Origin of the sequence: Rubneribacter badeniensis, from assembly GCF_002899695.1 — a bacterium.
Lineage (GTDB): Bacteria > Actinomycetota > Coriobacteriia > Coriobacteriales > Eggerthellaceae > Rubneribacter > Rubneribacter badeniensis.
This window is the reverse complement of the sequence record NZ_PPEL01000018.1, coordinates 1-13,543: the sequence shown is the minus strand read 5'-3', so window position 1 is coordinate 13,543 and position 13,543 is coordinate 1. Positions and strand designations below refer to the sequence as shown.

General features: G+C 65.0%; 8 protein-coding genes. 4 read left to right on the top strand and 4 right to left on the bottom strand.

The window, feature by feature from the left end; genetic code table 11:
* Positions 1–147: 147 nt before the first annotated feature.
* Complete coding sequence (locus C2L80_RS04870; protein WP_092197515.1) at positions 148–1,767, bottom strand: response regulator transcription factor; 1,620 nt, start codon at positions 1,765–1,767, stop codon at positions 148–150.
* Positions 1,768–2,489: 722 nt separating this feature from the next.
* Here C2L80_RS04870 and C2L80_RS04860 point away from each other — a divergent pair.
* Genes C2L80_RS04860 through nrfD form a run of 3 tightly spaced genes read left to right on the top strand, consistent with a single transcriptional unit; the run spans position 2,490 to position 6,091 of the window.
* The gene (locus C2L80_RS04860; RefSeq protein WP_103262783.1) at positions 2,490–4,664 is read left to right on the top strand and encodes a molybdopterin-containing oxidoreductase family protein; all 2,175 of its coding nucleotides are present in this window, start codon (positions 2,490–2,492) and stop codon (positions 4,662–4,664) included.
* Positions 4,665–4,668: 4 nt separating this feature from the next.
* Positions 4,669–5,202, top strand: coding sequence for a 4Fe-4S dicluster domain-containing protein (locus C2L80_RS04855; protein WP_092197511.1), 534 nt, complete (start codon positions 4,669–4,671; stop codon positions 5,200–5,202).
* A 7-nt stretch (positions 5,203–5,209) separates the two neighbouring features.
* Positions 5,210–6,091 (top strand): NrfD/PsrC family molybdoenzyme membrane anchor subunit, encoded by an 882-nt coding sequence (gene nrfD, locus C2L80_RS04850; RefSeq protein ID WP_092197509.1) that lies wholly within the window; start codon positions 5,210–5,212, stop codon positions 6,089–6,091.
* A gap of 826 nt (positions 6,092–6,917) precedes the next feature.
* On the opposite strand, the gene C2L80_RS04845 is transcribed toward nrfD, so the two are convergent.
* Positions 6,918–8,600 carry an FAD-dependent oxidoreductase gene (locus C2L80_RS04845; protein ID WP_103262782.1) on the bottom strand — a complete coding sequence of 561 codons (1,683 nt, stop codon included), beginning with the start codon at positions 8,598–8,600 and terminating at the stop codon, positions 6,918–6,920.
* A gap of 386 nt (positions 8,601–8,986) precedes the next feature.
* On the opposite strand from C2L80_RS04845, the gene C2L80_RS04840 reads away from it, so the two are divergent.
* The gene (locus C2L80_RS04840) at positions 8,987–10,360 is read left to right on the top strand and encodes a response regulator transcription factor (RefSeq protein ID WP_239938716.1); all 1,374 of its coding nucleotides are present in this window, start codon (positions 8,987–8,989) and stop codon (positions 10,358–10,360) included.
* 138 nt (positions 10,361–10,498) lie between these two features.
* On the opposite strand, the gene C2L80_RS04835 is transcribed toward C2L80_RS04840, so the two are convergent.
* On the bottom strand, positions 10,499–11,275 hold the full coding sequence (locus tag C2L80_RS04835) for a carboxymuconolactone decarboxylase family protein (RefSeq protein ID WP_103262781.1): 777 nt from the start codon (positions 11,273–11,275) through the stop codon (positions 10,499–10,501).
* Between the two features lie 681 nt (positions 11,276–11,956).
* Positions 11,957–13,405, bottom strand: coding sequence for a helix-turn-helix transcriptional regulator (locus tag C2L80_RS04830; protein WP_103262780.1), 1,449 nt, complete (start codon positions 13,403–13,405; stop codon positions 11,957–11,959).
* Positions 13,406–13,543 lie beyond the last annotated feature (138 nt).

The following is a 13,543-nucleotide window of genomic DNA, read 5'->3' as shown; positions in this document are numbered from 1 at the left end:
GGACAAGGCGGCGCATTTGGGCGACATCGTGCGATCATCTCCTGCTCGCACGCAAAAGCAGCCGCAGCCCGTCCCCTCAAATCCCCAGCGTCTCCCAACGCCCCCCGATGCCTCCCGTCACTCTCCCTCGGCGTCTTCCGACGCCCTTCAGTCGGCGTAACGTTCGATGTAGTCGAGCGCATCCTGGCGCGAGTGGAAGTTCGTTTTGCCGTATATGCGCTTGATGTAGGTGTGCACCGTGCCGGGAGACAAGAACAGCTCCCCGGCAATCTTCTCCTGCGTGTAGCCGAGCAGGTACAGCGCCAGCACCTCCGTCTCACGGTCGGACAGCAAAAACCGCTCTCGCATGCGCCCCGCATGGCTTCGCGCGATGGCCATGCGCATGGCCATGGACGTGTCAGGCGGCTCCTCCACGCCGAACACGCGCTCGACCGCGCGGCCCATCGGCTTCTCGTGCGCCTCCAATCCCCGAGCCACGACGGGAAACCGGGGAAGCCTCAAGAACAGATATTGAGCGCACGCCAGCAAAAGCGCCGCCGCAACAGCCGCCGTCGCCGCAGGAGAATCGATGCCGCCGAAAACCACCGGCATCACCACGTTCGTCAACGAGCGAGGCAGCAGAAACGCGATCAGGCCACCAGCCACATAGTAGTAGGGATCTTGTCGTCCGTGCCCGATGAACGCGAGCGCCACGTACCACGTGTACGCCAAAAGCAGAACATCCAGCACATAGGTGAACGAAAGCCCTACGTCCAAGCGATCGGGAAAGAACCCGCACAGCACCAGCGCCAACGCGGCCAATCCCTGCATGATAAGCCAGATGCCGGTGGACATCGCATTGCTGCGCTTGTCGAGCGTCGCGCACAGAAACGCCGAAGCAACCGCCACGCTCAGCACGAAGTACACCGCAATCGTGAACGTCGTGTAGGGAATGGGCGTGCCGAAGGGAAACACCCTGATCACAGCCTTGGCCAACGCGAGAATCCAAATACCTACCGCCGTGACCACAAGCAGCCGCTTATCGTCGGCAAACATGCGCGCCAAACCGAAGTACCCGACTGCCGAAGCCGTCGTCCCGCTCCCCCCTTCAGACGCATCGGCTGGAATCGGACGGCGCTTCGCCCAGAGCAGCAGCGCAGCCTGCGCGATGCCCAGCAAACCCAACATGACGTACACCGCCCCATAGGGCATGAACGCCGCCGCGCAGATGAACGGCGCGCTGACGATGACAGCGCCGAACACCACGATCGCCGCCACCGTCGCCGACGCCCCGCTCGCGCACCTGAGCCAGTACCCAAGCGCCCCCAAAGCGCCCACGTCCATCACCGAAGTTGCCAGGATGCGCGCCGCATCGGTGTCGACATAAACCGGATCGAGCAATCCCAGCATCGCGGCAGACAGAATCTGGGCGGCGATGCACGCCACGGCACCCGCAGCCGCCGTCTCGGGGCGCAACGGCTCCGCACGCCGAAACAGCACCAGCATGAACAGCCCCATCAGCGCAAGCGCCACGAACACGGGCGCGTTGCCCCGCAGGGCATCCTCGAAGTGGGCCGTGCTCTCATTGAACGCCACGTTGAAGCACACGTTGGAGAACGCAAGCCCCAACATCACGGGAAGAGAGGAGCGCACCGCCCGCTTGACCGATCTTCGCGTCGAACGCGATTGGAAAAGCGACGCGCCCTTGCCCGATGGGGCATTCTGCCGAACGCCTGAAGCGGCATCGCTCCCGCATCGGTGCCCCACCGTCGATGCTGAATCCATCATGGCCGTACCCCTTCGTCAGCCTTGCGCTCCACACTGCCTCACGTGCCGCGAACGCCATGCACGCGTGCTGCGGGCAGATGCCGCGACGGCCATGTCCGCATCGCGCCTCGCACCCGCGCATCCGCGCGCAACCGCCACGTCGCACGCGCATCCCGCGAAAGCGCGATCAACGTCCGTGCGCATCGCATCGCCATCGTCGCGCTCGCGCCGGCACGCCTCGCATGACCACCGACAATAGCCGAAGATGCCTCCCATGCGTCCGCGCCATGCCAGATGCCTCACGCGAAACGTCCACATGGCGTGCGCAGCCGCACCCGCAACCGCCATGGCACCGCAAACGTGTCGCGCATTCCCAAGAACGGCCAACACGCTGCGCCAATTGCCGCAAGGCCGCACGACGCGCCGCACGCTCGCCAAGACGATTTGTCAACATGCCCGCCCCCAAGCGCAGCGCCCGCTCGCACCGCACGCCCGCACGCCACGTCGGCATCACCGTCCCTTGTCCCATGTTACACCTTGGCACGCCCGCGGAAGTGTACCCTTTTTCAGGGTAAGTTCCCAGAAGACGCGCTTCGTACCGGGGAAGAGGGTACGAAGCAACCCGCTCGCAGCCTCACAATGAAACCCGCGCACGGCTGCAGTGCGCACGGCTCGGGCGGATTCCGCATCGAACCCGCCCGGAGCCGCCACCAGAAGAAACCGAGCAAGAAGAGGAGATCGGTATGGTGAAAACGGCAGTTTCGCGACGGGGGTTCCTCGCCGCGAGCGCGGGCGCCGCGATGCTCGCCTCCGCAGGAGGAGCGATCGCAACGGGAGGACCGCTCGCATCCGGTCAAGCGTTTGCCGCAGGAGGGTCATGGGGAAGCGCAGACGTCGAAGAGGATCGCATCACCACGCTGTGCGCGGGATGCGGTAACTTCTGCGGCATGGCCGTGTACGTGCAGAACGGCACCATCGTGCGCGCGCAAGGTCTGAAAGAGCATCCGCACACGGGAGGCTATCTGTGCGGACGCGGGCAGGGCTATGTGAAGGTGCCCTACGCCGAGAACCGCGTGCGCACGCCGCTCAAAGCAGACGGCTCCGGCGGCTTCCAGGAAGTCTCGTGGGACGAGGCGCTTTCCGACATCGCTCAGCACATGCAGGAGGCGGGCCCGCAAAGCACGGGCTGGTTCCAAGACGGCCGCGGCACCGACAGCTACTACACCAAGCGCCTCATGAGCGCCTTCGGCTCCGCGAACTACTACGACGAAAGCGCGCTCGCCGACATCGACATCTCCACCGTCATCCCCACGGTCATGGGAGCCTACCCCGCGCCGAGCGCAGGCAAATCGAGGTGCATCGTGCTGCTGGACAAGTCATCCTACGAGGGTGTCCGTCCACATGAGATCGAGGAGATCATCAAGGCGCGCGAGAACGGGGGCACTGTGTACGTGGTCGATCCGCGCCTGTGCTCCTTCGGCGCGCTCGCGTCCGAATGGGTGCCCATCAAGCCAGGAACCGAGCTGGCGTTCCTCTTGGGCGTCTCGTGCTTCCTCGTGGAAAACGGGCTGCACGACCAGGCGTTCGTCGAAGCGAACGGCAACGGGTTCGACGACTACGCCCGCGCCATCGCCCAGTACACCCCCGCGTGGGCAAGCGAGAAGACCGGCATCGCCGCCGAGAAGATCGAGGAGATCGCCCGCGCGCTCGCCGAGGCCGCGCCGCATTGCTACGTCGATCTGCAGTGGGCGGGCACGCTCGGGTCGGGCTACGCCAACAGCGCCGAGCAGATCCGCGCGCTTCTGCTCTTAAACGCGCTGCTCGGAAACTTCAACCAAGAGGGCGGCCTCATCTTTCCCACCTCGCCGTGGTTGGGCGACGATGCGCTCGACCAGACGATGTTCATCCCCACCGGGCAGCCCTCCGCACCGGCCGCCGGAGAGGGCGATTTCGCGCTCTCGCGCTCCACAAGCTGCCAGGCCGGCCTGCGCGCGGGGCTGCAAGCTGCGGTGTTCTGCGAGTGCGACCCCGTAAGCGACTGGCCCGACGCCGCAGGGACGGCCGAAGCGTTCGACGCCATCCCGTTCAAGGCGGTCATCGCCACCGAGCTCACCCCCGCCGCGAAGCGCGCGGACTACGTGCTGCCCGCCCTCACCTTCCTCGAGCGCCCCGGCATCGTGGGCACCGCCACCTCGGTCACGTCCATGGCGACGCTGCGCAACCAGGTTATCGAGCCGGTGGCGCCCGATGCGAAGGCCATCTACGAGATCGTCACCGACCTGGCCGGCCATCTGGGCCTGAGCGAGTACTTCGCGTTCACGCTCGACGACTACAACGAAGCGCTCTGCGCAGCCTACGGCGTGTCCTACGACGAGCTGCGGCGCGCGAGCGTCGCGGAGCTTCCCGGCTGCACCCTCCAGTACGGCTCGATGCCCTTCATGATGTCGGCATCGGGCAAGGTGGAGTTCTCCTGCGACGCCTTCGCCGCCGCCGAGCGCAGTGCCACGCCCGAGTGGGTGGAGCCCGCCGTGCAGCCCTCCGATGGGAAGCTGCGCCTTATCACGGGCGACCAGTTCACCCAGGTGCGCACGTACACGCTGGCCGCCGAGGGCTTGCGGAAAGACGCCGTCGACAACGGCCTCGATCGCCTCTGGGTGAATCCCCAGACAGCCGAGCCCCTCGGCATCGCCGACGGCGACCGCGTCAAGGTGACCTCCGGCACGGGCGAGACGGTGGCGACAGCACGGGTGACCGGGCAGATCCACCCCGACGCCGTGTACCTGCCGCCCCACTACGGCCGCGAGGACCAGGGCTTCTCCGCTCGCCTGCAAAGCCTCATCCCCTGCCAATACGAGCCGGGCACCGGTGCGGCCATGCTCAACGAAACGCTCGTGACCCTGCAGAAGGAAGGTGCGTGATCCCATGACGGCGTACGGAATGTTCATCAACGCGAAGGCGTGCGTGGGCTGCCACGCGTGCCGCCTCGCTTGCCAGAACCAAAACGGGCTGCCAGCCGACGTGTCGTTCATCACGTTCCACGAGCGCGAGACCGGCCAGTACCCCAACCTGCACACCGAAACGATCCCCACGCAGTGCATGCAGTGCGACGACGCTCCCTGCGCTCAGGTGTGCCCCACCAAGGCCACGTGGCAGGACGCGGACGGCGGCGTGCACATGGACACGACCCGCTGCATCGGGTGCCGCTACTGCATGGCGGCGTGCCCCTACGGCGCACGCACGCTCGACCACGCCACGGGCATCGTCGACAAGTGCCGCTACTGCGTGGCTGGCGGCGACGAGACGTCCACCAACTGCGTGACCGCCTGTCCTGCCAACGTGCGCATCTGGGGCGACTTGGACGACCCCGATTCCGAGGTGGCCAAGGCCGTCGCCGCGCACAACGCGCAGCCGCTCGCCCCGAACCTGTCCCATGCCAAGTTCTACTACGTGAGGTGATGAAGCCATGTCCTTTGAACCCGTATGGGGCGCCCCCATTATCTGGTACCTGTTCCTCGCGGGACTGGGAGCCGGCGCGTTCGCCACGTCGGCCTTCCTTTCGTGGCGGCATCCCGATGCGACCTCCATGCGCCGCACGGGCTACCTGATCGCCCCTATCGCCGTGGGCATCGGGCTTGTGCTGCTCATGCTCGACGCCGAGGCGGGCTTGCACGACCCGCTGCGCTTCGCCCTGCTGCTTTCCAACCCCCTGTCGGTCATGACCTGGGGCGTGGTGTTCCTGTCGCTGTTCATGCTGGCGGCGTTGGCGGCGCTCGTGCTCACCCTGGCGGGCCGCAGCGTGCCGAAGTGGGTCAACGTGGCGGGCCTTGCGCTGGCGGTGTGCGTGGCCATGTACACCGGCGCGCTTCTGGGCGTGTGCCGTCCTTACTCGCTGTGGAATAGCGCGCTTCTACCCACCCTGTTCCTCGTATCGGCGTTTTCAAGCGGCGCGGCCTCGGTGCTGCTCGCCTCGGTGGGATTCCACGCCGAGGAGTTCAACCGCGTGGGCGTGCTCAAGAAGTTCCATTTCTGCCTGCCGGTGGCCGAACTGCTGCTTCTGGCCTCGCTTCTGTTCGTGACCGGCTACGTGTCCGACGCGGGCTGGCAGACGGTGACGTCCCTCGTTGCGGGCGAATACGCGCTGATGTTCTGGCTCGGGCTTGTAGGGTTCGGCCTCGTGCTGCCCACGGCTTTGGAGACATGGCTTCTGTTCGTCAGTCCCAAGGAATTCGAAGAGAGCCGCAAGGCCCACCTCGTGAGCGCCCTGTCGGACGTCGGCGTGGTGGTGGGCGGCTTCCTGCTGCGCTACCTCGTGGTGATGGCCGCCGCCCCCGTGGCGTTCGTCTAACGCTCGAACCCGAAGCTGCACGCTTTCACGTGTCCGGCGAGGCCCCTGCGCGCAGGGGCCTCGCTTGCGTTCTGCCTAGCAAAATCAAACTCGCGCCTCTTTCGCATCGCGCTGCTCCCGCGCATCGCCGGCAGATCTTCTCAAACGCCAAGGGCACCTCGTTCGCAAGCAACGCGCCTAGAGCAACGCCCGTCGGAAACTCTCCCGAACCCGAAAGCTGCCACTTCAGCGAACGATGGCCGAGATCGTCCCGCGCACAAACGCCCCCGAACACCCACCGGAAGACCGCGTAAAAAAGGAACTCGCGAATACCCGAAGGGGCCCCTCCCCCGCATTCACGCTCACGCGTCGACCAAGCCCGAAAACGCCAATCCGACGCGTCTCTGTTAAACCAGAATTGACACGAGCCTATGTTTGCCAATCCTTGAACCGGGTTTACCCTGGTCGGGGTTTCGGAAGGCCCCCGCCCGCCCGACGGACGGGGGCCTTCTGCGATGCCGGCGGGGCCTCGCCCGCCGGGCCGACCCGGCCTATATCAATCTTGGTTTAACAGCAGATCCGACACGAAACGGGGAAAATTTGCGTTTGGTGAACGGTTTACCTCCCGCACGTCCATATCATCAAAACTCGAATGGCGTTGCGGGAGTAGTCGCTGCGCACCCACCCCAAAAGCACTTGTGCTTTTGGGGTGGGTGCGGCGCAACGTCCGTCTTCACCCGAGAGAAGGGCCGGCACGCCGCACCGAGCACAGTGCGCCGGAGACGAACGCCCAACAAAGGGCGGCGTGCGCTATCCCACGCCGGATACGCACGCCGCCCCCTCGCAGCTACTTGGCGGCAAGCGCCTTGCCGATCATGCGCGCAAACGTCACCGAACGCCCGCAGCAGTTGCCCGTGGACAGGTTCGGATACGTGCCCGCGTAATACGACCCGGAGTCCACACCGGCCACGTACAGGCCCTCGATAGCCTCGCCCGCCTCGTTGACGGCTTGGAAACTCTCGTTGATGGTGATGCCGTCGAGCGTGCACAGCATGTAGCCCGAAGTGCGCACTCCGTAGAAGGGCGCTTTGCGCACAGGCGACAAACGGAACGCCTCTTTGCCGAAATCGGGATCCACCTGGTTGTCGTAGTTCTCGTTCTGGCGCTCGACCGTCTTCTTGAGGTTGTCGGCGGGAATACCCAGCCCCTCCGCCAGCTCCTCAATGGTGTCGGCCTTCACGATGTAGCCCTGCTCGAGCAGCCCGTCGTTGAGCCCCTTCACCGCTTCGAGCGTCATGTTCGTGGGCGCCCCGTTCTCGAAGGGATACACACGTGCGCAGCCATGGATGTCGAACTGCTCCAAATACGTCTCGTAATCCGAATCCCATATGTCCACCACCGTATGGTGAGGCTGCGTGAGCGCCGCGTTCAGGATGTAGTCGTACGGACCGGACTCGTTGGCGAAGCGCTCGCCGTTGAGGTTCACCTTGAGCCACGGATTCGAACCCATCCAGAACAGCGAGCCCGTGGTCTGCGAGCCGCCGAACTCGTCGGGCTTCACGGCAACGCGGTCGAACACCATGGCCGTATGCACCTCGTCCATGTGCGCGCCCGCCCACAAACACGCCTTGATGCCGTCGCCCGTGGTGCCGTCGATGGCGATGGACAGCGAGTATTTGTCGAGCGTCTGGGGTTGCAGCGCCTTGAGCATGTCCTCGTTGCGCGCGTAGCCGCCCGTGCACACCACGACGCCCTTGCTGGCGTTGATCCTGACGTAGCCCTCAGATCCCTCCGCGATGGCCCCGGTCACCTTGCCGTCTTCGTGCAGCAACCTCACGAGAGGCGTGGTGAAGCGGAAGTCCACGCCCACGCTTTCGGCGTAGTCGCCCAAGACGATCTTGCCGTTCACCACGTCCTTGAGACCGGCGAACTCGGCATCGGCTGGCCAACTGGGAATATGGCCGGTCGCCCAGTGCTTGCAGACCGAAGGTTTGGCATTGTTCGCAGCCTCGAAGAACAGCTCGAAGCCAGCCTCCTCCAGACGATCCTGATACCAGTCGATGGCCTCGCCGGAGTTCTGCGCCCACAAGTGGTACAGGCGCGGGTTGCAGTATCCGTTCGCGTAACGCACGAGATCGTTGCATATCTCGTTCTCGTCGATCTCGCAGCCCGCCTCCCTCTGCAAGCGGCTGTTGATCGAGCCGAGGTTGTCGCGCACGCCGCCGCCGATGGCACCCTTCTCAAGGCAGACGACCTTCGCGCCCTCCTCGGCAGCCGCGCATGCGGCGAACAAGCCCGAGGTGCCCGCTCCGCACACGAGCACCTCGGTGTCCACCGTTTCGACGATCTCGTCCTCGGGAATCTCGGGCTCCTCACCCAGCCAGTCGTTCGCCGCCGCAGCGGCCTCGTCCTCCTTCGAAGGCGCAGCTTGCGGCGCGCACCCCGCCAACCCTGCGCCCGCAAGCGCAGCGGCTGCGGCACCCAATCCCAAAAATGTGCGGCGGCTCAGCCCCTTGCCCTCTTTCGTCATAACGCTCCCCTTCCTTTCGAACGCGCGCTTCCAAACTCTTCAGAGTCCTCCAAGACGCTCGAATCCCTTTGGTCTCCAGCGCCAAAGCGGCCAAGCGCATCGACCGCGTCGCCTTCAACCTTACGGGCAACGCGCTCGAAAATCGTCATGCCGCCCGAGTGAGACGCCTCATACGAGTCGGGTGATTTTGCCCTCCGCGCCTCCCCGCGCGAACAGCTCCTGATAGAATAGCCTCCTAGTCATCGCACGATGCGATCCGGGGAGGGGATGTCAGCATCATGGCCGCCGCGTTCGTCATACCGCGCGGAACGGGAACGCGGACACGGGCGCACGACGCGCCCCCGTCTGCCCATCCTGCGCGTTTTCTTGCATGCACGTTTGCGCTCATGGGATCGTTTGTCAGCTACTGGCTGCTGAACTACAGCGCGTTTCCCCTGTTCGATCATGTGTATCTGCAAACACGCGAAGCCAGCGCCATCGTCGGCGGCCTCGCCCTCACGGCGCTTGCGTTCGCGTCGTACTGGCACCCGCGCCCGTTCACAAGCCGCAGGCTTTTCATGGCGGCGACATCCACGATGATCGTAGGGTCGATCACAGTGATCGTGAGCATGTGCGGACAGCTGCCTGCCGTGCTCGTCTGCGGCGCAGCGCTCGTCACCGTGGGAGCAGGGCTTGCGAACATCATCGTGGGCATTGGCTGCGTCGGCCTCGGCATGCGCCGCCTCGGCATCGGCGTCACGCTCGCCTATGTGCTGGCCTACGCACTGCGCGGCGTGTTCGCCACACTGCCCGAAGCCGCCAACCTCACCTTGTTCTGCGTTGTCCCCCTCGTCACGGTGATCGTCATCGCGCCGTACGCGCGCCCCCTGCTCAATCAGATGTACGCGGAAGGCTCGCCCGCACAGGCTGCGGTCACAGCTCCGTCGTCGTTTTTGCCGTTCGGTCACCAGCTGTTCGTCACGCTTCTGCTGTTCCGCTTCATCTACGGCTACACGCTCACGTTCGGTGAAGTGGAGCGCGTGCCGCTGCTAGCGCTCGGCGCGTTGGTGCCGCTCGCGCTGGTGCTGGGATACGTGATGCTCAGCCGCAGGGATTTCTCGCCCGACGCGTTCTTTCAGCTGTCCATCCTGTGTTCGGTGGCGGGATTTCTCGTGCTGTCCATCGCCACGGCGAAGAGCACGCTGATCAGCACGCTCTTATCATGCGGCACGGGGTTCTTCGAGATCCTCATGTACTTCGTGCTCATCGCGCTGGGAGCGAAAAACACGGTGAACGCGCTGCCGATGCTGGCCTGGGGCAATGCCATGGCGTCTTGGGGCACGCTGCTGGGCGCCAATTTCGGACGGTTCACGAACGAGATGGCGGCCGACGCCACCACAACGTCCCTTATAGCGGCCTGCATCGTGTTCGGCATCGTGACGTACGTGGTGCTCGTGCAGAAATCGTTCAGCTTCTCGCACACCATCCAAGGTGTCGAGCCGCTTGCATCGCTCGTATCGTCAAATGCGGACGACAGCCCGCTGTCCCCCATCGCCGACCGGTGCGCGGCCATCGGCGCGGCCGCCGGGCTCACCGACCGCGAGCAGGAGATCTTCGAGTACCTGGCGCGCGGACGCAATGTCCGATTCATCCAAGACGAACTCACCGTGTCGTACAACACGGTGAAAACCCATGTCAGCCACATCTACGCGAAGCTCGACGTGCACTCTCACCAGGAGTTGATCGACCTGGTGGAGCGCACGTCCTCACGCGCCTCCTAAACCGCAGCACGCGAAAGCCCGTCTTCGCCCGAAACGCGCTCCTCGACCAACCCCAAACGTGCGTTCCGAGCGAAAGCGGGCATTGGGCCAACGGCGGCTCCGGCCCATGGAAGAGCCGGAGCCACCAGCCGCCACGTGCTATTCGCCGCCATCCCCCATCGCCTCGGCGGCCTCGTCGATGCAGCGCAGAGCGTTCAAGCTGCGCGGATAGCCGATGTAGGGCAGGCACTGCGACACCACTTTGATCAAAAACGCCCGATCGTTGCCCACGCGCATGTTCGCCTTGGCATGGCTGACCGCCTGCAGCTCGCAGCCGCCCTGGGCGATGAGGAGGCAGAACGTGACCATCTCGCGCTGCGCGTCGTCCAAGCCCGTGCGCGTGTAGTAGTCGCCGAAGCAGTTCTCGGCCAGCCAACGGTTGATGTGGCGCGTCTCCTCAGGCCCCGACTGGTGGAAGTCGGCCATCTGCGGCCCGAAGATGTCCACCTGCTTCTGCGCGCCGGCCTCAAGGCGCGTCTCTTCGGTCGTGGTGGCCTGCCCCTCAAGCGGCAGCTCCACCAAGCGGTGCTCCAACAGCTCGTTCGCCGCGTACAGAAACGGCAGCATGCGGCCCATGCCCACGTACGGCGTGGCCTGGTAGACGATCTCCTTCACCTCGACCGGCGTGACGCCCAAATTGAACGCGCCTTTCACCATGGCCTTGAACATATCGACCGCCTGAGAGCCCACAAGCGATGCCAGGATGGCCATCATGCGCGTGCGGTCGTCCAGATCGTCGCTGTAGGGGACTTCGCCGAACGCAAAGCTGTCCATGCGCTCGACGAACTCGGGATCGGTGCCCGCCAGCGGCGAGTCGAACCCGGGAAACAAACGGCTTCGGTACTCTTTCGCTCGATCGGCGTTGCTCTGACTCATTTCCACGCTCCTTCTCTCGTGCATTCGCGATATTGCAACCATCCTACTACGCGCAGGCAGCCCTTCGTCAACTGATACCAGGAAAGAACCATAGGCCGACGAGCAGACGCCCCGCCCGCCCTTGGCGGCACGCGCGGCAATCGAGCGCCCCGCCCTTGGCGGCACGCAGACGTCCCCGCCCGCCTCCGACGACGAGCAAAGCCCCGTCCGCTCCGACGCTCACGCAGACAATCGGACGACCCTCTCCCAGCAGCGAGCGGACGCCCCCGCCCCAACGACCCATCACGCCTCCACCGCGCTCCGCCTCCTGCAGCCCGCACGCTGCGCCTCTTGCGGCCCACACGCCGCATCTCCGCCGCTCCCCTCCCTGCCCCCGAGAGGAAGGGAAGGGGGCGGTGCCGGCCGGCCTATGTAAACCAGGGTCGGCAGGGGCCGGGTCGGCTCACCGAGTACCGCGCGAAGCCCTGCCAGCATTTCGGAGGACCCCGCCCGTTGGCGGAAAGGGGCCTTGCGACGCGCCGGCAGGACCTCGCTCGGCAACCCGGCTTATACCAATCCCGGTTTGACAGAGAGGTCGCTCGGATCGGCCGCTTTCCGCCTCGAAAGCGGCCGATCCGAGCGGCAACGCAGAACAAGGACAGCACAGAACCGCACAGCCCTCACAACGACCCTGCGGCGCGCCTATGCCTCACGCTCGATAAGGTCCACCACCTCGTCGCGAGAATGCACGTCAAGCTTTTGGTAAATGGATTTGACGTGGTACTTCACCGTGTTCTCCGACACCACGAGCTTCTCTGATATGGACCGGACCGTCCGTCCCTGCCCCAGATACTTCAGAATCTCGGACTCGCGCGGCGTCAGCCCGTAGCCCTCGACGATCTCCCGACACCGCTCCTCCAACGCAGCCTGGGGCGCGGCCGTCGCAGGAACCGGTTGAGCCGCCTCTTCGCCCGAGAACGCCTTGTCCTTGAACAGAAACGTCGACACCATGGCCACCAGATACACCGCCACCAGCGCCACCGCCGTCAGCTTGAGGTCGCCGACGCTGAACGTGTGGGCGTTCAGCGTCCCCACCACCGTTCCGGCCAGCTGCGCGCCGTTCGTGCACACAAGCGAGCACGAGAACAGAAGCCCTGCGGGAAGCCGCGTGTCGCGCACCGCGCTCGCCGTCATGCACCATAAGATGATGCCGGCCACCAGCGACCCCAGCTGGGCGCACGCGTTGGCAAGCCCTCCAGCCCCGTCCCAGATCAGCGGCAGAAGCAGAAATCCCGCCGCAGAAAGCGGCAGGGCCACCTTGTACACCGATCCCAGGCTCGGCTGGCTTTTCGCCACCAGCGCGGGCAGCAGCAAAACCACGACGACCGCCCCCTGCGTGATGATCGACGTGTACTGGAACGTCGCGAGGGGTATGCTCTGCTGGATCGACACCTGGATCATCAGACCGCTCATGAACGACAGGATGGCCGTCCCCAGGATGGGACGCCACAGCGACAGCAGCGCGCCTTTCAGCACCGGAACCGAGCACTCCTCCTCGATGGGGCTGCGCATGTCGAGGCACCGCTTGCAAAACGCAACGGACGCGAAGAACAACACCGCTCCCGCCGGGGCGATCGTCGATGTCGGCAAGAGCGTGACGAACAGGTAGAGCACCAGGCTGAGCGCGTTGCTCAACAGCACGAACAAGTAGACGCGACGCACATCGAGCGTTCCCGAGAACCGCGCCCACAGAAGCGTGACCAGCGCGCCGCCCGCCCCGTACAGCAAACCGCCGAACATGAGCCACGGCAGAAGCGCCTCCGATGGCACGAACGAGGCGAACTCGAACGCCATCCTCGTGACCAGAAAGCCCGCCGCCGCCACGCCCGCGCACAGAAACGCCGAAGCGAGGGTGGAGATGCGGCTGCGCCGTCGCATGACGGCGATCATCGATGCGTACACCAGCACGCGAGCGCCCACCGTGGCCACCTGGAACAAAGACTGGGCCGGCAGGTTCGAGCCGCCCATGGACACGAACATCGTCGGAGACTCGAACGACACGTATCCGAACACCAAATACAGCGCATAGCCGCTCATGAACACGGCATCGCGCGCCTTCACGCCGACGAACAGCTCCTTCAAGCGCTCCATACTGCCCCTAACCCATCCCGTAATTGGCTCTAGTGTAGCTTATACGACCAAGAAAGTCACCGAAACGCCCCCCCCCCGCAACAAAAAAAGCTTCCGGCTTCCCATTCCCGCACGCCGTATGCTGCGCTCCCTCCCGCC